17 protein-coding genes, 1 rRNA gene, 1 pseudogene and 1 other annotated feature are annotated in these 19,615 nt (G+C 36.2%); of the genes and pseudogenes, 14 read left to right on the top strand and 5 right to left on the bottom strand.

Features of this window, described 5'->3' with window-relative positions; genetic code table 11:
• Positions 1-36: 36 nt before the first annotated feature.
• The 5 genes from rnpA to mnmG all read left to right on the top strand — a co-directional run bounded on the left by rnpA (position 37) and on the right by mnmG (position 5,654).
• Positions 37-396 carry a ribonuclease P protein component gene (rnpA, locus tag I588_RS25065; RefSeq protein WP_010758764.1) on the top strand — a complete coding sequence of 120 codons (360 nt, stop codon included), beginning with the start codon at positions 37-39 and terminating at the stop codon, positions 394-396.
• Positions 393-1,214 (top strand): YidC/Oxa1 family membrane protein insertase, encoded by an 822-nt coding sequence (locus I588_RS25060; protein ID WP_010758765.1) that lies wholly within the window; start codon positions 393-395, stop codon positions 1,212-1,214. The genes rnpA and I588_RS25060 overlap by 4 nt, the downstream gene beginning before the upstream one ends.
• 55 nt (positions 1,215-1,269) lie before the next feature.
• Positions 1,270-2,013, top strand: coding sequence for an RNA-binding cell elongation regulator Jag/EloR (gene jag / locus I588_RS25055; protein WP_010758766.1), 744 nt, complete (start codon positions 1,270-1,272; stop codon positions 2,011-2,013).
• 336 nt (positions 2,014-2,349) lie between these two features.
• On the top strand, positions 2,350-3,744 hold the full coding sequence (mnmE, locus tag I588_RS25050; protein ID WP_010758767.1) for a tRNA uridine-5-carboxymethylaminomethyl(34) synthesis GTPase MnmE: 1,395 nt from the start codon (positions 2,350-2,352) through the stop codon (positions 3,742-3,744).
• 11 nt (positions 3,745-3,755) lie between these two features.
• Positions 3,756-5,654 (top strand): tRNA uridine-5-carboxymethylaminomethyl(34) synthesis enzyme MnmG, encoded by a 1,899-nt coding sequence (mnmG, locus tag I588_RS25045; RefSeq protein ID WP_010758768.1) that lies wholly within the window; start codon positions 3,756-3,758, stop codon positions 5,652-5,654.
• 1,315 nt (positions 5,655-6,969) lie between these two features.
• Here the strand turns inward: mnmG and I588_RS25040 are convergent.
• Complete coding sequence (locus I588_RS25040; protein ID WP_010758769.1) at positions 6,970-7,851, bottom strand: shikimate dehydrogenase; 882 nt, start codon at positions 7,849-7,851, stop codon at positions 6,970-6,972.
• A 256-nt stretch (positions 7,852-8,107) separates the two neighbouring features.
• Here I588_RS25040 and rsmG point away from each other — a divergent pair, with 256 nt between their 5' ends.
• Genes rsmG through I588_RS25010 form a run of 6 tightly spaced genes read left to right on the top strand, consistent with a single transcriptional unit; the run spans position 8,108 to position 12,546 of the window.
• A complete protein-coding gene (rsmG, locus tag I588_RS25035; RefSeq protein ID WP_010758770.1) occupies positions 8,108-8,824 on the top strand; it encodes a 16S rRNA (guanine(527)-N(7))-methyltransferase RsmG in 717 nt (238 codons plus the stop codon).
• A gap of 11 nt (positions 8,825-8,835) precedes the next feature.
• Positions 8,836-9,603, top strand: a complete 768-nt coding sequence (locus I588_RS25030; protein ID WP_010758771.1) for a ParA family protein — start codon at positions 8,836-8,838, stop codon at positions 9,601-9,603.
• The gene (locus I588_RS25025; RefSeq protein ID WP_010758772.1) at positions 9,590-10,480 is read left to right on the top strand and encodes a ParB/RepB/Spo0J family partition protein; all 891 of its coding nucleotides are present in this window, start codon (positions 9,590-9,592) and stop codon (positions 10,478-10,480) included. The genes I588_RS25030 and I588_RS25025 overlap by 14 nt, the downstream gene beginning before the upstream one ends.
• Positions 10,481-10,491: 11 nt before the next feature.
• On the top strand, positions 10,492-10,677 hold the full coding sequence (locus I588_RS25020) for a DUF951 domain-containing protein (protein WP_010758773.1): 186 nt from the start codon (positions 10,492-10,494) through the stop codon (positions 10,675-10,677).
• 42 nt (positions 10,678-10,719) lie between these two features.
• On the top strand, positions 10,720-11,820 hold the full coding sequence (gene ychF / locus I588_RS25015; protein ID WP_010758774.1) for a redox-regulated ATPase YchF: 1,101 nt from the start codon (positions 10,720-10,722) through the stop codon (positions 11,818-11,820).
• A gap of 18 nt (positions 11,821-11,838) precedes the next feature.
• Entirely contained in the window at positions 11,839-12,546 is a 708-nt protein-coding gene (locus tag I588_RS25010; RefSeq protein WP_010758775.1) for a DUF1129 domain-containing protein, read from the top strand.
• A gap of 396 nt (positions 12,547-12,942) precedes the next feature.
• On the opposite strand, the pseudogene I588_RS27975 reads toward I588_RS25010, so the two are convergent.
• Positions 12,943-13,212 (bottom strand): annotated as a pseudogene (locus I588_RS27975) (MFS transporter); the annotation flags it as partial.
• 117 nt (positions 13,213-13,329) lie between these two features.
• Between I588_RS27975 and I588_RS27465 the strand changes: the two are divergent.
• Together I588_RS27465 and guaB are read left to right on the top strand one after the other, a co-directional pair.
• The gene (locus tag I588_RS27465) at positions 13,330-13,503 is read left to right on the top strand and encodes a hypothetical protein (RefSeq protein ID WP_010758776.1); all 174 of its coding nucleotides are present in this window, start codon (positions 13,330-13,332) and stop codon (positions 13,501-13,503) included.
• A 386-nt stretch (positions 13,504-13,889) separates the two neighbouring features.
• Positions 13,890-15,374, top strand: coding sequence for an IMP dehydrogenase (gene guaB, locus I588_RS25000; protein WP_010758777.1), 1,485 nt, complete (start codon positions 13,890-13,892; stop codon positions 15,372-15,374).
• A gap of 95 nt (positions 15,375-15,469) precedes the next feature.
• On the opposite strand, the gene serS is transcribed toward guaB, so the two are convergent.
• The 3 genes from serS to croR all read right to left on the bottom strand — a co-directional run bounded on the left by serS (position 15,470) and on the right by croR (position 18,914).
• Positions 15,470-16,750, bottom strand: coding sequence for a serine--tRNA ligase (gene serS, locus I588_RS24995; RefSeq protein WP_010758778.1), 1,281 nt, complete (start codon positions 16,748-16,750; stop codon positions 15,470-15,472).
• A 51-nt stretch (positions 16,751-16,801) separates the two neighbouring features.
• Positions 16,802-17,014, bottom strand: a binding site (T-box leader).
• Between the two features lie 57 nt (positions 17,015-17,071).
• Complete coding sequence (locus I588_RS24990; protein ID WP_010758779.1) at positions 17,072-18,235, bottom strand: sensor histidine kinase; 1,164 nt, start codon at positions 18,233-18,235, stop codon at positions 17,072-17,074.
• Positions 18,225-18,914: a response regulator transcription factor CroR gene (croR, locus tag I588_RS24985; RefSeq protein ID WP_010758780.1), complete on the bottom strand. Its 690-nt coding sequence runs from the start codon at positions 18,912-18,914 to the stop codon at positions 18,225-18,227. Before croR ends, I588_RS24990 begins: the two co-directional genes overlap by 11 nt.
• 620 nt (positions 18,915-19,534) lie before the next feature.
• Here croR and I588_RS24980 point away from each other — a divergent pair.
• A 16S ribosomal RNA gene (locus I588_RS24980) occupies positions 19,535-19,615 on the top strand; the annotation flags it as partial.

Raw genomic sequence — 19,615 nt, 5'->3', positions numbered from 1 at the left:
TGGTAAGTATAGATTTAAAGAAACGAAGGAAGCTGAATGAAAAAAGCATACCGCGTAAAGAAAGAAAAAGAATTTCAAAAAGTTTTTCAGGAGGGAACTTCCTTTGCCAACCGCAAATTTGTGGTTTATCGATTAGAGCCTTCTGATCAGACACATTTTAGAGTAGGACTTTCTGTAGGAAAAAAGGTAGGTAACGCAGTGACTCGAAACTATGTAAAACGACTCATTCGAGCAGTTTTACATGAGTTGTCTTCAGATATTGATCCTAGACTGGATTTCATTGTCATTGCACGACCGTCGATAAAGAACCTTTCCTATGAAGAAGTACGTTCTAATTTGATCCACGTGTTAAAGCTAGCAAAAATATTGAATGAGGAAGGGAACAGAACTAAGTGAAGAAATACAATCGAATACTTTTAATGGCAGGACTGCTTTCGTTAGTTGTTTTGCTGTCAGCCTGTGGTACAGGTGATGTAGACTCAAACAGTACGGGCATTTGGAGCCGCTACATCATTTATTATTTTGGTGAGGCAATTAAAGGACTCTCCTTTGGTAATGTCGGAATTGGGATTATTTTGTTCACGATTATTATCCGAGTTATTTTGATGCCTTTGATGCACTTCCAGACTAAAAGCATGCGTAAAACGCAAGATTTGCAGCCAAAAATCAAAGCGCTTCAACAAAAGTATGCTTCGCGTGATCAAGAGACACAAGCAAAACTCCAAGCTGAGACTAAAAAACTGTACGCCGAGCACAATGTAAATCCATATGCAGGATGTTTACCATTGTTAGTTCAGATGCCAGTAATGATTGCCTTGTATCAATCAATCTTACGTATCCCGGCATTAAGACAAGGACAGTTTATGTGGTTAGATTTAAGTCGTCCAGATCCGTATTTTATTTTACCTATCCTAGCGGCTATATTTACGTTTGCTAGTACTTACTTGTCGAGCATGAGTCAATTGGAATCTAATCCATCGACTAAAATTATGAATTTCTTTATGCCAGTAATGATTTTCGTTATGGGGATGAATTTAGCTAGTGGGTTATCACTCTATTGGGTAGTATCAAATGCATTCCAGACAGTTCAAACATTATTGTTAAACAACCCGTTTAAAATTCGTCAAGAAAGAGCAGAAGAAGCACGACGGATCAAACAGCGTGAACGAGCACTGGAAAAAGCTAGAAATCCTAAGAAAAAGCGCAAAAAATAAAACTATGTACTAAGAATTAGTTATGTAAAGAGATAGAACAAGGAGGTAATAAAAAATGCCTGTTTATGAAGGTGCAACGATTGATGAAGCAATCAAGCATGGATTAGATGTTCTAGGGTTAACAAAAGATGATGTGGAAATTGACATCTTGGATGAAGGTAAAAAAGGTTTTTTGGGAATTGGCAAGAAGAATGCACAGGTTTCAATGGAACCGACTGTTTCTGAAGAAATCAATGAAGCTGTTGAAGAAGCGGTCCAAGAAGTTGTAACCGAAGCTATCGTGGAAGAAAAGGCTGCTGAAGTTCAGCTGTCGGATGATGGAACAGAATTAGACAATGAGGAAGCCTTAAAACAACTAGCAATTTATTTGACTAACGTAACTAAAGAAATGGGTGTTCCAGCGTTAGTAAAGATTGATCGAGGAAGCAATGGGCTGACAACTCTAAATTTAGAAACAAATAAACAAGGAATGCTAATCGGAAAGCATGGAAAAATACTAAATGCCTTACAATATTTGGCACAAGTTTTTGTTCATCGGGTAGCAAAAAATAAACTTTCAGTTGTTGTAAATGTGGGAAATTATCGTCAAAAACGCGAAGAAGTACTTGTCCGTTTGGCCAAACGGACTGCTGAAAAGGTAAAAGACACTGGACGACCAGTATTTTTAGAGCCTATGCCTGCCTTTGAGCGTAAGATGATTCACTCAGCACTAAGTCACGATGAATACATTAAAACACACTCTGAAGGCGAAGAACCTTATCGTTACTTGGTAGTTGAGCCAGCAAAGAAATATTTTTAGTTTGTAGAAAGATCGACCGCATCTTAGCTGATGCGGTTTTTTTAGCTAAAAAGTGATTAATTCAGCAAGTTCTTGCTTAAATTCATCAGAACAGATTGACAAAGGCTGATAAAGCAAGTATATTGTGTTAGAAATCATTCTTATCAAAGTATACGACTGAGTTGTGCCTACTTTGATATGACCCTCGTCATGGCGGGGGTTTTTTCAACTTGAAAAAGGAAAAAAAATGTGCTAACCTAGCACAAGAATAAAGAGACAGCAGTCAAAGTGCTAAATCTACCTCTATTTTTAAGGGGTGGAGTGGGCGCTTTTTTTGTGCATATAAGGAGGATTTTTGTGCCAGATATTTTAGAATTTGACACGATAGCGGCAATCTCAACCCCTCCTGGTGAAGGGGCAATCAGCATTGTTCGTTTGAGTGGTGATCAAGCAATTGAGATTGCGGATAAAGTATTTCAAAGTGGCAAAAAGACACTAAAAAAAGTAGACAGCCATACTATTCACTATGGCCATATAGTGGATCCAGCGAATCAAGTACTGGTTGATGAAGTAATGGTTAGTGTTATGCGGAGACCCAAAACATTCACTAGAGAAGATGTTGTAGAAATTAATTGCCATGGAGGTATTGTCGTAGTCAACGAATTACTTCAGTTAATTTTACGTGAAGGTGCTCGCCTAGCAGAGCCAGGGGAATTTACTAAACGAGCATTTCTAAATGGACGAGTAGACTTATCTCAAGCTGAAGCAGTAATGGATTTAATTCGTGCCAAAACGGATAAAGCGATGAATGTAGCAATCAATCAGTTGGATGGCAATTTATCTAAATTAATCCGTCAGTTACGCCAAGAAATACTTGAAACATTAGCTCAAGTTGAAGTAAATATAGATTATCCTGAGTACGATGATGTGGAAGAATTAACTACTAAATTGTTATTAGAGAAGGCTGGCCAAGTAAGTCAACAAATTGATGCCTTATTAGTGAATGCTAAGCAAGGAAAAATTTTACGTGAGGGATTAAGTACAGCAATCATTGGTCGTCCGAATGTTGGTAAATCAAGCTTGCTAAATTATTTGCTCCATGAAGAAAAAGCAATCGTTACTGATATTGCAGGAACTACCCGCGATGTGATAGAAGAATATGTAAGTGTTCGAGGTGTACCGCTTAAATTAGTTGACACAGCAGGAATTCGTGAAACAGAAGATATCGTGGAACGTATTGGGGTAGAGCGCAGCCGTAAAGCACTAAGTGAAGCTGATTTAATTTTATTAGTATTAAATCAAGGCGAAGAACTGACTCAAGAAGATCGCAATCTGTTAGAGGCAACCAAAGAGTTAAAACGCATCATATTACTAAATAAAACAGACCTCCCAGTTAAATTAGATCGCAAAGAGCTTCAGAAATTAATCGGAAAAGATGAGTTATTGGCAATATCAGTATTACAGCAGGATGGCTTGAATCAATTAGAAGAAGCGATTGCTAATTTGTTCTTTGGGGGACAAACCGGTGAAAAAGATGCAACCTATGTTTCAAATACTAGGCACATTGCATTACTGGAAAACGCCTCACAGGCTCTAAAAGAGGTTCAAAATGGAATTGAGGCAGGAATGCCTGTTGATCTAGTTCAAATAGATATGACGCGTTGCTGGGACTATTTAGGAGAGATTGTCGGGGACAGTGTCCAAGATGAATTAATTACTCAATTATTTAGTCAGTTCTGTTTAGGAAAATAAAGGAGAGAGATATGGAGTATCAAGCAGAAGCATATGATGTAATTGTCGTAGGAGCCGGACATGCAGGTTCAGAGGCGGCATTAGCAGCAGCAAGAATGGGTTCCAAAACCCTGTTGATTACTATTAACTTGGAAATGGTGGCATTCATGCCATGTAATCCATCAATTGGTGGTCCCGCTAAAGGAGTAGTAGTAAGAGAAATTGACGCATTGGGTGGAGAAATGGGTAAAAACATTGATAAAACCTATATTCAAATGCGCATGTTAAATACTGGTAAGGGGCCTGCAGTACGTGCATTAAGAGCACAAGCTGATAAACATGCTTATGCTGAAGAGATGAAACACACCATTGAAAAAGAAAAAAACTTAACTTTGAAACAAGGTGTAGTGGATCGTTTAGTAGTAGAAGATGGGATTTGCAGAGGTGTCGTTACAGCTACTGGTGCAGTTTATACAGCTAAAGCAGTAATAATTACTGCTGGAACGGCTTTACGAGGCGAAATAATTATTGGAGAATTAAAATATTCTTCTGGACCAAATAATTCTCAACCCTCAATCAAATTATCGGATAATTTGAAGGATTTGGGTTTTGAAATTCATCGCTTTAAAACAGGTACTCCTCCTCGTGTGAAATCTGGATCGATTGATTATAGTAAGACAGAAATTCAACCAGGGGATAAAGCACCTAATCATTTTAGTTATCAAACGTCTGACGAAGACTACAATCAAGAGCAAGTACCTTGTTGGTTGACTTATACTAATCCCAAAAGCCATGAGATTATTCAAGCGAATCTTCACCGTGCCCCTATGTTTACAGGAATTGTAGAAGGAGTTGGTGCGCGTTATTGTCCTTCGATCGAGGATAAAATTGTTCGTTTTTCTGATAAAAATCGCCATCAACTATTTTTAGAGCCAGAAGGTTTACGCACAGAAGAAGTATATGTACAAGGACTATCGACTTCTTTGCCTGAAGATGTTCAAAACGAGGTATTACATTCGATTGAAGGCCTTGAAAATGCGGAAATGATGCGTACGGGTTATGCTATCGAATATGATATGGTGGCCCCTCATCAATTACGGCCAACGCTCGAAACAAAAGTTGTTGAAAATCTTTATACAGCAGGCCAAACTAATGGTACTAGTGGTTATGAAGAAGCAGCAGGCCAAGGATTGATCGCAGGAATTAATGCAGCCTTGAAAATCCAAGGAAAAGAACCGTTTATAATGAAACGAAGTGATGGATATATCGGAGTAATGATTGATGATTTAGTAACTAAAGGTACCAATGAACCTTATCGCTTATTAACTTCAAGAGCAGAATATCGTCTAATTTTACGACATGATAATGCGGATCTTCGCTTAACAGAATATGGGCACATGATTGGCCTAGTCAATGATGAACAGTATCAGCAATATTTAATTAAGAAAAACAATGTTGAAGAAGAAATCAAACGCCTACAAAAAATTCGTATCAAACCAACAGCTGAAGTACAAAGCTTTTTGAGAGAAAAAAACAGTGCTGAATTAAAAGATGGTGTTTTAGCTGCAGATTTTTTGAAGCGTCCAGAAATTGATTATAAAGAAGTTCTACAATTTATTCCCCATAATGAAGGACTAAGTACTAAGGAAATAGAACAAGTAGAAATTCAAATCAAATATGAAGGTTATATCAAAAAGGCTATGGAAAAGGTAGAAAAACTCAAACGTCTGGAAGCTAAACGGATTCCAGAACGAATTGATTATGAAGCAATTAATGGTTTAGCTACAGAGGCACGTCAAAAATTACAAAAAATCCAACCTGAGACAATAGCGCAAGCTAGTCGAATTAGCGGAGTAAATCCAGCAGATATTAGTATATTGATGGTTTATATCGAACAAGGAAAAATAGCGAAGGTAGAAGAAACGGCTTAATTAAAAGTCGTTTTTTTCTGTTAGCTAGAAATTTAGAGAGTCTAATTATGATGGTCAGAAATATCGAAAGTAAATATATAGCTGGCTAATATGAATTAATATTCATTCGGTGAATAAAATCAAACATACAGGATAGGTATTATTATCAATTCGTGGTGACCACAAACAAAGTCACTATGAAGGATAAACATAAAGAATTTGTATAATCAGCTTAATAAGAGAATGTTATCGTAAAGAGCTCTAATATAATTATATATCCAAGAGGACAAATAACTAGATAGCTAAAAATTTAGAATAAAAAAGCAAGTGACAAAATAATAACATAAGGCAGAAACATTTTGCTTTATGTTTTTTATTGATATGTAGTTATTTTTAGTGTGTAAATCTATGAAAATGTTTCACATGAAACATTTGTCTATATACATCTTTTTTTGATTAAAGAAGTGTAATGCAGATTTTATAGGTAAATGATAGAAAAAATCCATACTTTATGAGCAATCAAGTTCATAGATAATTTCTTGTCTAGAGACTATCTTTAATGCCTAACTATCGTTTTATTTCTACATTTATTATAGGTACTCTATTAATAATATGGAATAGATAAGATAACTAAAGAATCCGATCTAACATCAAGGGTAAGATAGTAAGAATTTACTATTTTATGATGTTTAAACAATTTCCCTTGATAAATAGCGCGTCATTATAATACGAGGATATTAACTGGAGGGCTTATTCGAAAATGCCTTATATTTCCTTTATATAATGAAAGAACTTATGGATATACATTTAAATCAATTTAGGAAATCCCAGTATAGTTTCAAAAGGAGTAAATGCTATATCTTATGATTCTATAGAGATTTTTATGGAGATATCTATTATCGTTTTGGCGATACATAATTTTTCTGAAATATAATCCTTTAGGGTAGACAATAAGAGAATATTTTTTCGTTTCCACGCCCTTGTTATTTAACGGAAAACTAAAATAACGAAAGAAAAGAAATCTGTATGATAAGACGAAAGAGAATTCACGTTATATAAAAAAGTGGAAGCTTATATATTGTTGAGGAAAATGAAAAAAATCGAATGTTCCACGTGAAACAATTCTATTGCTTTTTATGTGTTGTTAAGAACTGTTAGATACCATTTTTCTGTTTTGCAGTATAAATCTCCCAGATGTATTGTTGTATAACAGAAAACTTATTATTAAAATTTAAGAATATTTATGCAAAACGATACGCTGGTGAATATTAGGTTTTTCTAATCTTAAATGTGAAGAAAGGAGGCTATGACATAAAACATCACAGCCCCCTTTTCTTTATTCTTCGTTAAATAGTAATTCTTTGATATATGAAACAGGCATATCTTCATCTGTAAATAATTTGAAAGCAGCTGCACCTTGATAAAGCATCATACCTAAGCCATTGATGGCTTTTTTTGCACCTTGTTCTTTAGCGAATTTCAATAATTTCGTTTCTCTTGGAGAATAAACCACATCAAAAACTACTAAGTCAGAACGAATCATGGAAGGATCTTCAATCAAACTGACGTCTTCTAGTGGTTTCATTCCAGCACCAGTTGCATCAATATAAATAGAGCTTTCGGCAATTGATTTTTTGAATGCTTCTTGATCAGATAAGTCTGTGGCAGTGGCAACACAGGCTGTGTGTTCATTGATCTTCTTAGCAGTTTCCTTAGCATTTTCGAAAACGCCATCATTTATATTGAAAATACGAATTTCTTTTGCACCATCGAATGCTGCTTGCACCGCTACCGCCGTTCCTGCTCCACCAGCACCTGTTAAAGTAATAATAGCATCTTTCACTTCTACGCCTTCATCTTTCAATGCTTCCATAGCGCCAATACCATCAGTGTTGTATCCAACTAGATGTCCTTTAGCATCTTTATTAGTAACAGTATTTACTGCACCAATCAATTGTGCCTCTGGAGAAACTTCATCTAAATACTGAATAATTTCCTGTTTGTTGGGCATTGAAACATTTGAACCGCGCAAACCTAAAGCACGAATCGCTTGTACCGCATCTTTAAGTTGCTCGTTTTCTACTTCAAAAGCCAAGTATGCATAATCGAGCCCTAACTTTGCAAAAGCTTCATTGTGCATTGTAGGAGACATGCTGTGACGAATTGGATAGGCCATTAAACCAATCAGTAATGTGTGTCCGGTTAATCGTTCAGTCATAATTAATACCCTCACTTCTTTAAATTAGTTACATAGTCATTTTAAGGTAGCAAAGGCTTTAGTACTAATGCTTTATTTTGATAAATTAGATAAAGGATTTTTATATAAGTACAGGAAGATTCTCAAATGGATTTAAAACTTTCTTTAGTCAATCTGTGAAACACAGTTAAGGCATTGCATCAAATAGAAATTTGCGTTAAAGTAGAGGTTAGTCTGTGAAACATTTTATCTGTTTCACAATATGAGAGGATTTCCTATGAAACCAGAAGAATTTCAAGCTGAACTAGCTAAATATGGGTTGGAAATAAGCGCTAAACAAATGGAACAATTTTCCACTTATTATAGGCTCCTTGTTGAATGGAATCAAAAGATGAATTTAACAGCGATTACGGATGAGCAGGAAGTATACTTGAAACACTTTTATGACTCCATAACTTTGCTTTTTTCGAAAGAATTTCAGAAAGATGGGTCATTGTGCGATGTTGGAGCGGGAGCAGGTTTCCCGAGCATTCCATTGAAGATTATTTGTCCGCAACTGCAAGTAACTATTGTAGATTCCTTAAATAAAAGAATTACTTTTTTAACTAATTTAGTGGATGAGCTTGGCTTAGAAAATGTTTCTTTATATCATGATCGTGCAGAAACCTTTGCTCAAAAAAAGGGATTGCGAGAATCTTTTGATTTTGTCACGGCTCGCGCTGTAGCAAGACTAAATGTATTGGCTGAACTTTGCCTTCCTCTAGTTAAAAAGCAAGGATATTTTTTTGCTTTAAAAGCAGCGAAAAGTGAAGAAGAACTTGAGGAGGCTCGAAAAGCAATTGCTGTTTTAGGTGGGAAATTGATTAAGGAACAAGATGTTTCCTTACCTAAGGATGGTGGCAGTCGTTACATTTTAACTATTCAAAAGAAAAAAGAAACACCAAAAAAGTATCCACGAAAACCAGGGATGCCTAATAAACAACCATTGAAATAGGAGGAAAATACATGGCACGGATTATTTCTGTTGCAAATCAAAAAGGCGGTGTCGGTAAGACGACAACTACGGTCAATTTGGGTGCTTGTTTAGCCTTTATTGGAAAAAAAGTCTTATTAATTGATAGTGATGCACAAGGTAATGCGACTAGCGGCTTAGGGATTAGAAAACCAGACGTAAAAGAAGACATTTATGATGTTTTAGTTAATGAAGTCTCAATTAAAGAGACAATCATTCAAACAGAAAGAGAAAACTTGTCTATTGTTCCAGCAACTCTTCAATTAGCTGGTGCGGAGATTGAATTAACCTCCATGATGGCCAGAGAATCCCGTTTAAAAGGGGCACTAAAAGAAGTTAGTGACGAGTACGATTTTATTTTGATTGATTGTCCACCATCATTGGGACATTTAACTATTAACGCATTTACAGCTAGTGACGCTATTTTAATTCCAGTTCAATGTGAATATTATGCTTTAGAAGGACTCAGTCAGTTATTAAATACCGTTCGACTCGTTCAAAAGCATTTCAATCCTGAATTAGAAATTGAAGGCGTATTGTTGACCATGTATGATGCTCGAACCAATTTAGGGGCAGAAGTGGTAGAAGAAGTTCGTCGTTATTTCCAAGAAAAAGTTTATGACACGATTATCCCTCGTAATGTTCGATTATCTGAGGCGCCAAGTCACGGCAAACCTATTATCGATTATGACCCACGTTCAAAAGGGGCGGAAGTGTATCAGACGCTAGCAAAGGAAGTGTTAGATCGTGAGCAAAAATAAAGGTTTAGGTCGCGGAATCGATGCGTTATTTCAAGATCTATCAGAAATTGAAGAGGTTGACATGAAGAATGATCAAATAATCGAAATTCCCTTGAGTGAATTACGTCCCAACCCTTATCAGCCGCGAAAATCTTTCGACGAGACTTCGTTGCAAGAATTGGCAAATTCAATTGAACAGTCTGGTGTATTTCAACCAATTATTGTTAGAAAATCTGCGGTAAAGGGCTATGAATTGATTGCGGGCGAACGTCGTTTTCGTGCCTCAAAATTGGCTGGTAAAGAAAATATACCTGCTATTGTTCGTGAATTTGATGAAGAAGCGATGATGCAAATTGCTGTATTAGAAAATTTGCAACGGGAAGACTTAAATCCTTTAGAGGAAGCTGAAGCCTACCATATGCTGATGAAGAATCTAAAATTAACTCAAGCTGATGTTGCTGTACGGTTAGGCAAAAGCCGTCCATATATTGCGAACTATTTACGCTTGCTGACCTTACCAAAACTAGTAAAGGAAATGGTGCAAGACGAACGTCTTTCAATGGGACAGGCTCGGACGCTCTTGGGTTTAAAAAAGAAAGATCAAATCTTAAAATTAGCTAATCGTGCTGTGAAAGAAAGTCTAACTGTTCGCCAATTGGAACAAATAGTAATTGAGTATAATGAAGGAAAAACGAAAGAAAAGAAAAAAGGACCACGTTTAGCTAAAGAAAAACCGTACTATCTGAGAGAGAGTGAAGATCGTTTAATGGATAAGTTCGGCACAAGTGTGGAAATTGTTGAAAAAGATGGCAAAGGAAAAATTGAAATTGAGTACTTGTCACCAGATGATTTAACACGTATCTTGGATATTTTAAGTATTCATTTTGATGAAGCATAGGAGGAATAACTATGTATGATTTAGGCGATATTATTGAAATGAAAAAACCTCATGCTTGCCAAACCAATCGTTGGGAGATTGTGCGCATGGGAGCCGACATCAAAATTAAGTGTGTTAATTGCGGCCATGTTGTCATGATGACTCGTCGTGATTTTGAAAAGAAAATGAAAAAAATACTTGAAAAAAAAGAAAGCTAAAATTGAAAAAATATTATCTTATATAGAAAGAGATGAAATAAAATGGCCTTAACAGCCGGAATTGTCGGATTACCCAATGTAGGGAAATCGACCTTATTTAATGCAATTACAAAAGCTGGAGCTGAAGCGGCTAATTATCCTTTTGCGACAATCGATCCCAATGTAGGTATGGTGGAAGTACCAGATTGGCGTTTGGAACGTTTAACAGAGTTAGTGAAACCTAAGAAAACGGTTCCTACTACTTTTGAATTTACTGATATTGCCGGAATTGTAAAAGGAGCAAGTAAAGGAGAAGGCTTAGGAAATCAATTCTTAAGTCATATTCGCCAGGTAGATGCTATTTGTCATGTTGTTCGCTGTTTTGACAACGAGAATATTACTCATGTTGAAGGACGGGTAGATCCACTAGAAGATATTGAGACAATTAACTTAGAATTGGTACTCGCTGATCTAGATTCTATCAATAAACGCTATGCACGGGTAGCGAAGGTTGCTAAAACTAAAGAAAAAAATGCAGTAGCTGAATTAGCGGTACTGGATAAAATTAAACCTGTGCTGGAAGAAGGGCAATCAGCACGAACAATTGAATTTACTGATGAAGAACAAAAAATTGTTAAAGGGTTATTTTTATTAACTAGTAAGCCTGTTTTATATGTTGCCAATGTCGACGAAGAAACCGTTGCTGAGCCAGACAATAATCATTATGTTCAAGAAGTACGCAATTTTGCTGCAACTGAAAATTCTCAAGTAATTGTAATTAGTGCAGAAGCGGAAGAGCAAATTGCTGAATTAGATGATGAAGACAAAACGGAATTTTTAGAGGCAATGGGTGTAGAAGAATCAGGATTGGATCAGTTGATCAGAACTGCTTACGATTTACTGGGGTTAGCAACATATTTCACTGCTGGTGAGCAAGAAGTTCGAGCGTGGACTTTCCGTAAAGGGATGAAGGCTCCACAAGCTGCAGGAATTATTCATACTGATTTTGAGCGTGGATTCATCAGAGCTGAAACAGTATCCTTTGAAGATCTAGATAAATATGGCAGTATGCACGCCGCTAAAGAAGCAGGGCGTGTTCGATTGGAAGGAAAAGACTACGTCGTACAAGATGGCGATGTTATGTTATTCCGCTTCAACGTTTAAGCCGAAAGGGGAAAAAAGATGGAACCAGAAAAGTTGCAGGAGCTAGCGACAGAAAATCGTGAGCTAGAATCACAACTGACAAAACGAAATCAGCAATATATCTTTGACTTGAAAAAATCATTAGAAGCAGCTAATTTTTCATCGGAGCAACAAGAAGAAGCCTTGCATGACATGCTGCCTATCCTTGTCACTGAACAAAAAACTGGAAAAACAGCTCGACAGCTTTTTGGTACAGTGTCCGAAAGGTTAGAGGCAATTGTTAATAAACCAGTTAAAAATGAGTTGGCCACAAAGCCTATTCTAATGTGGTTAGACAACTTTATGTTCTTGTTTGGCTTGCTATCACTTATATCAGGAGCTATGGCGTTATTTGTTCCACGTGGAACACAAACGGCTACTTACGGCTTAACAGCGTTAGTTGTGGCATCAGCGACTGGAGGATTAGTCTTTTACTTCATGTATCTATTCGTATACCAATACGAACAACCAGGAGCAGACAGGTCCAAAAAACCTAAAACTTGGAAAACCATTTTGATCCTAGGATCGATGACGCTAGTCTGGTTTTTGATTTTTAATGGAGCAGTCTTTTTACCAGCATCTTTAAATCCAATCATCGATCCGTTTGTATTAGCAGTATTGGGCGGTGTTTCATTGGCTGCACGTTATTTCTTAAAGAAACGTTTTGGTATTGTCAGCAGTTTAGCTGGACCAAGACCGCAAAAATAATAAAAATAGAAGGTGATTTTCTGACTTGGAAGATCACCTTCTATTTTTATTGTTTGTATTCATCAACCAATTTCTTCATAACTTTTTTTGAAATTCAGCAGTAGCTTGCTGAGTAATCCTTTTTCTTGCTTCAGGAGGACGGTGATGATGGAACCGACAATACTCAAAAGCAATAGCATTATAAAATGCTGTTTGGTAACACGAATAGTTTGGCAGTTAACGCTTGTGTCTTATAGCGTAATATTTTTAGTAGTCCAGCTTTAGGAAGATTTCCTTTAGTGACACTACTTAAGATACTAATCAAGATAGCTGTGCCAATAGAACTGACAACTTAATGAAAAGTATTATTGACAGCGGTACCATGACTGATTAAATTAACAGATAGCGAATTCATTTGAGAAAAATTATCATTGCAGTCATAAATAATTTTTTTGAACTAAATTCGTTAATTAACCAAGCACTAATGGAGAACGTAATCCCAAAACCAGCAAAAAAACTCGTGGTTAGTCACTATACGTTTGAAGCGGAAATATCAAAAGCTTTCATCAAAGTGAGAAATGCAGTAGTTGATGATGTTTGATTTAAAACAGTACAAAAAGTTTCGATTAGTAGTACAACAACTAGCAGGGGAGCGACTATTGGAGGCCGCAAACATCGACCGATTATTTTACGATTTCACTACATTTTTATGAAAATTTCAGAAAATATCCAAATGATACTTGTGAACATATTTAGCACATATATTAGTAAAAGTATAATCGTAAATAGAAATGAGGTGTTTCGATGGATAAAGTAAAGCATTTGCCAGAAAGTAATGAATTAATAGTTGGTATTGTTAAACGAAGTAAGATGACAGAGGCTTCTCTGAGACAGTTTCGTATTGGGAAGAGTAGAGTTATATTTCTTCAATTTATTAAAAGGATATGGGAAAGCGAAAATATAAACTTCCTGCGTTAGATAGAGTAGAAACTATTAAAAACTATTTAGATGATGGGACATACACTAACAACGGCAGTTGCTAAAGCGACAAAATAACAAAAAAGAGCTCATGAAACAAAACGTTTATTAAAACATGTAGTTAATCTATCAAGTCGATAAATATTTCATCATTTTACACCTAGATGGTTTTTCCAACCAAGAACAACTTTATTTAAGCAAGGCCGCCAAAGGTAAGAATAGTTGGTTTAAATTATTGTCTCAGGAAACTATACTGACAGAACAACAATTGGATAAGTGGAGAAAAAGTGAAGGTTAGATGAGGATTTCTTTCTAGGTTATTGACTTACTTAAATCCATCTGTTAGTTTAATCAGTAAAAATAATTTAGAGGAGTGGTTACGAACAATGTCTAATTGGGAAACGAAATTTGCAAAAAAAGGTTTGACCTTTGATGATGTCTTGTTAATTCCAGCGGAAAGTCATGTATTGCCAAATGAAGTAGATATGAGTGTGCAATTAGCCAAAAATATCAAATTAAATATTCCTTTAATGAGTGCAAGTATGGATACGGTCACTGATAGTAAAATGGCAATTGCAATGGCGCGACAAGGTGGACTAGGTGTTGTACACAAAAATATGAGTATAGCTGCCCAAGCAGATGAAGTTCGTAAAGTAAAACGTTCAGAAAGCGGCGTAATTATTGATCCTTTTTTCCTAACTCCTGATCATAGAGTTCAGGATGCCGAAGATTTGATGAGTCGTTACCGAATTAGTGGTGTACCAGTAGTTGAAACTTTGGAAAATCGCAAATTAGTTGGAATCATTACAAATCGAGATATGCGGTTTGTTACTGATTTCCGGATGCCAATTGCCGAAGTAATGACCAAAGATAATTTGGTGACTGCACCAATTGGGACTTCTTTGAAAGACGCAGAAAAGATTTTACAAAAACATAAAATTGAAAAATTGCCTATTGTTGATAATGAAGGACGTTTAAGCGGATTAATTACTATCAAAGATATTGAGAAAGTGATTGAATTCCCCAATGCGGCTAAAGATGAACATGGACGTTTATTAGTAGCGGCAGCGGTTGGCGTAACCAGTGATACTTTTGAGCGCGCAGAGGCATTATTAGAAGCTGGAGTAGACGCGATTGTCATTGACACAGCACATGGTCATAGTGCGGGTGTCCTTCGTAAAATTGAGGAAATTCATGCTACTTTCCCAGAAGCAACATTAATTGCAGGAAATATTGCTACAGCGGAAGGTGCTAAAGCACTATATGATGCTGGCGTGGATGTAGTGAAAGTTGGTATTGGACCGGGGTCTATTTGTACTACACGAGTTGTAGCCGGTGTAGGTGTACCTCAGTTAACCGCTATTTATGATGCTGCTTCGGTTGCTCGTCAGTATGGTAAAGCAATTATTGCAGATGGTGGTATTAAATATTCAGGAGATATTGTTAAAGCTTTAGCTGCTGGAGGGCATGCTGTTATGCTGGGATCGATGCTGGCTGGAACAGATGAATCTCCAGGAGAATTTGAAATTTATCAAGGACGTCGATTTAAGACATATCGTGGAATGGGTTCATTAGGTGCTATGGAAAAAGGTTCAAGTGATCGTTATTTCCAAAGTGGTGTAAATGAAGCTAACAAGTTAGTTCCTGAAGGTATTGAAGGTCGTGTTGCATATAAAGGAAGCGTTGCGGATATCATTTTCCAAATGATTGGTGGATTAAAATCAGGAATGGGGTACGTGGGAGCTCCCAACTTGAAAGACTTAAGAGACAACGCACAGTTTGTTCAAATGAGTGGAAATGGGTTAAAGGAATCCCATCCTCATGATGTTCAAATTACTAAAGAAGCACCTAATTATTCTGTAGAACAATAAATAAGTAATAAAGAAAAGAGGAAAAAATCTCGCGATTCTTTCCTCTTTTTTTATAGATGAATTCAAATAGTCACGCTTAGCTTGAACTTTTCCTTTTAATTTTCTTTTTTAATAACTTTTAGATTACCCATGTATGGCACTAAAACCTCAGGAATTGTAACAGTCCCATCTTCATTTTGATAGTTTTCTAAGATTGCTGTGACAGTCCTTCCTACAGCTAAACCAGAGCCGTTTAGAGTATGAGCATATTGTACTTTTCCATCTTCATCACGGTATCGAATCATAGCTCGTCTTGCTTGAAAATCTCCACAATTTGAACACGAGCTGATTTCACGATAAGTATTTTGAGCAGGTACCCAAACCTCTAAATCATAAGTTTTTGCTGCAGAGAATCCCATATCACCTGTGGATAACGCAACCACGCGATAAGGTAGGTTCAGCTTTTGTAGAAGAATTTCAGCATCATTAGTCATTTTTTCTAGTTCATCATAAGAATGTTCTTTATCACTGAACTTCACCATTTCTACTTTATGAAATTGGTGTAACCGAATCAATCCGCGAGTATCTCTACCAGCGCTTCCAGCTTCCGAGCGGAATGAAGGTGATAAGGCAGTGAAATAGATTGGTAACTCTTTTCCATCTAAAATTTCATGGCTATAGTAGTTTGTTAGAGGCACTTCAGCAGTTGGTATCAAGGTAAGGTCACGGTCTTCAATTTGAAAAACATCTTCTTTAAATTTAGGAAATTGCCCGGTACCAAACATGGCTTCACTATTGACTAAATAAGGTGTAATCATTTCTGTATAGCCTTGCTCATAAACGTGCTCGTCTAGCATAAAATTATAAACAGCACGTTCTAATCTAGCGCCTAAGCCTTTATAATAGACAAATCGACTGCCTGAAACTTTTGCTCCTCGTTCAAAATCTAATATATCCAATTTTTCAGCAACTTCCCAATGTGGTTTTGGTTCAAATGCAAACTGACGTGGAGTACTCCAACGACGTACCTCTACGTTATCCTCTTCATCTTCTCCTATAGGCACTGAAGCATGTGGTAAATTTGGTAGTGTAGTTGCTATTTCAGTTAATTGAGCGTCAATTTCAGCAACTTCACCGTCAAGATCCTTTACTTTTATACCGACCTCTTTCATTTCAGCAATTTTATCATCAGCAGCAATTTTATCTCGTTTTAATTTGGCAATTTCTCCAGATACTTCGTTACGATATTTTTTTAATTCCTCTGTTTTTACTAATAATTCACGTCGCCGTTCATCTAAATCGACAAAACGTTCCAATACCTCACTTTTTACACCACGCGTGGCTAATTTTTCTTGAACTTCTTCAAAGTTGTGACGAATCATTTTTACATCTAACATGTGTTTTTCCCCCTTAAATAAAATAAAAAAACACCACTTCATCCCATAAAATCTTGGGACGAAATGATGTGTTATTTCGCGGTACCACCCGAGTTCAGCTGAGTTTAGCTGCTCTTTAGCATGACAAATATCGACTGTCCACCGGCTTTTCTTTCAAAAAGCGCAGATTTTGAAACTGGATTTCCTTAAGTTGACTGTTGGTTTACACCTACCACCAACTCTCTAAAAAGACAAACTTAAGTACTTGGTTTCCTGCATTTATATGATTATCCACAGTATAAGCAAAAAGAAAATTAAAGTCAAATAGTCGTAGTTTCTAAGTTATTTCGCCATATTGGCTTTTAAAGGAAGATGAATAATAAATGATGTCCATTGTTTGTTAGATTGAGCATAAATATATCCACCATGGAGATTAACAATATTTTGCGAAATAGCTAATCCTAAGCCAGTACCGCTGATCTCTTGCGAACGAGATTCATCCACACGATAAAAGCGATCGAATAATTGATCTAAAGATTCACGTGGGATAGGAGTACCATTATTTTTTACTGTAATAATAGCTTCAGTATTGGCTTTTTCCAGTTGCATAACAATTTGCGTGGCACCTCCACCATATTTTAGAGCATTGGTGATAAGATTATTAAACACTCGAACAAGTTTCTCAGTATCTCCATCCATAATTAAACTAGATTCAGAGGTTTCCACAGATATTTGTACATTCTTTTTATTAGCTTCCAACTCAAAATCAGCTGCTAACTGCTCCAATAATTGAACCATATCGAATGATATTGCATTAACTGGAACGGTTGGTTGTCGAACTTTAGTATACTCAAACAGATCATCTACGAGAGACTTCATTTGTTTCGCCTTAGTATAAGCGATGTGAGTATATTTAAGAACTTCTTCTTTGGATTGATATTGACCATCTTCAATAAGGCCAAGATAACCAATAATAGAAGTTAAAGGTGTTCGGATATCGTGACTAACATTAGTTATTAGCTCATCTTTTGACTTTTCAATTTCTCTTTCATCTTCAATTGCAGCTACAGTGCTATCTACTAAGCCGTTAATACTGGCAACAACTTTACTCAAATCTCCTCTTAATTCAAAGGGAATTCGATAATCGTAGTTTCCATTAGCAATATAATGTAGCTCATTAATGATATGCCGAAGCTGCATTTGGCGATAACGTCGAATTAAACGCCAGAACACAATTAAAGCATCTACTACAAAAAAGAATGGGAAAAGAAAATTTCGAGCACTCAGAAAAATATCTGTATTGAAATTCTGAGCAAAAATATTTCGTGAATTGTAGATGGCATCACTCAAATTAGGTGAGTTTTCAATCATCTGAGTCAAAACAACCATAATCGCCACATTCAATAGAAGTAAAATAATAATAGTGACGATACCTTCAGCAATTAACTCACTAATTTCTTTTGAAGTAAGAGTAACTCGCCGTTTCTTTTCAATCTTATTTTGCATCAATCTTGTATCCAACTCCCCAAACGGTTTGGATGACTTTCTCTCCATCAGTTGCTTCTTCGATCTTGTCACGTAAATGACTCACATGAACCATAACAGTTTTAGCAGAAACAATACTTTCTTGCTTCCAAACACGTTCGAAAATTTCATCCGCACTAAAGACACGATTTGGATGACTAGCCAGTAGGTAAAGTATTCCAAACTCTAATGCAGTCAATTGTATTTCTTTACCATCAACAGTTTTAACTTCATGCGAATCCTTATTAATGATTAATGATTGGATCTCTAGAATATCTGGTTGGTCTTCAGCAACTTGCATTTTTGTTCTGCGTAATAAAGATTTTACTCTAGCCATAACTTCTAAAGGATTGAACGGTTTAGTTACATAATCATCAGCTCCAGCCACTAAGCCTTTGATTTTATCCATGTCTGTTGTTTTGGCAGTTAGCATGATTATTGGAATTTGCGACTCTTTTCGCAGTTCTTTCACAACTTGCATACCATCCATAACCGGCATCATAATATCTAAAATCAATAATTCAATGTCTGATGAGGTACGTAGTTTGCTTAACGCATCTTTTCCATCGTAGGCTTTTACAACTTCATAGCCTTCATTGTGTAAATAAATACTTAACAGTTCTACAATTTCTTTATCATCATCGGCAACTAATACTTTCATATAATGACCTCCATAATTAAAAAATATATTCTTTCCCTCATTTTACCAGAGAAACGGAATGAAGGCGAAAATACGCTTTATGAGTTTAAGAAAAATCAAGAATACAAATGGCGTAAAAAAAAATCTTAAGGTAAGCTAGAGCAGCATATTTTGAACTAAAAACGAACAAAAAATAGTTATGAAACAAAAATAAATCGGATTTGAAAAAAACAGAAAAACCTTTAAGATTTTCGTTGACCAATCGTTGTAAAACTGCTATATTATTCATTGTTCGAAAGAGCTGAAAGTAATTTTGATTTAATAAAAAAAGTCGTTGACAGATAACCGCAAATCAGTTATTCTATCAAAGTCGCATTTGAATTACTCAAACAAATCGAAAAAACTTTTCGAAAAAAAGTTTAAAAAGTTGTTGACATTGAGTTGGCAACCTGATAAGATTTAAGAGTTGCTGGTGCAACACGAAACACACGATTTTATCAAGTAGACCTTTGAAAACTGAACGAATAAAACAAACCAAATGTGTAGGGCGCTTCTATATAGAAGCAAACAACATAGCAAGCAATTGCTAGCGAATCAATTTTTAAATTGAGCTGAACAGTCGCAAGACTGTTTCAAACACTTTTTATGAGAGTTTGATCCTGGCTCAGGACGAACGCTGGCGGCGTGCCTAATACATGCAAGTCGAACGCTTTTTCTTCCAC

This window comes from Enterococcus pallens ATCC BAA-351 (genome assembly GCF_000407485.1).
In the GTDB taxonomy this organism is placed as follows: Bacteria; Bacillota; Bacilli; order Lactobacillales; family Enterococcaceae; genus Enterococcus_A; species Enterococcus_A pallens.
The sequence above is the reverse complement of the archived record's forward strand: the minus strand, read 5'-3'. Positions and strand labels throughout refer to the sequence as shown.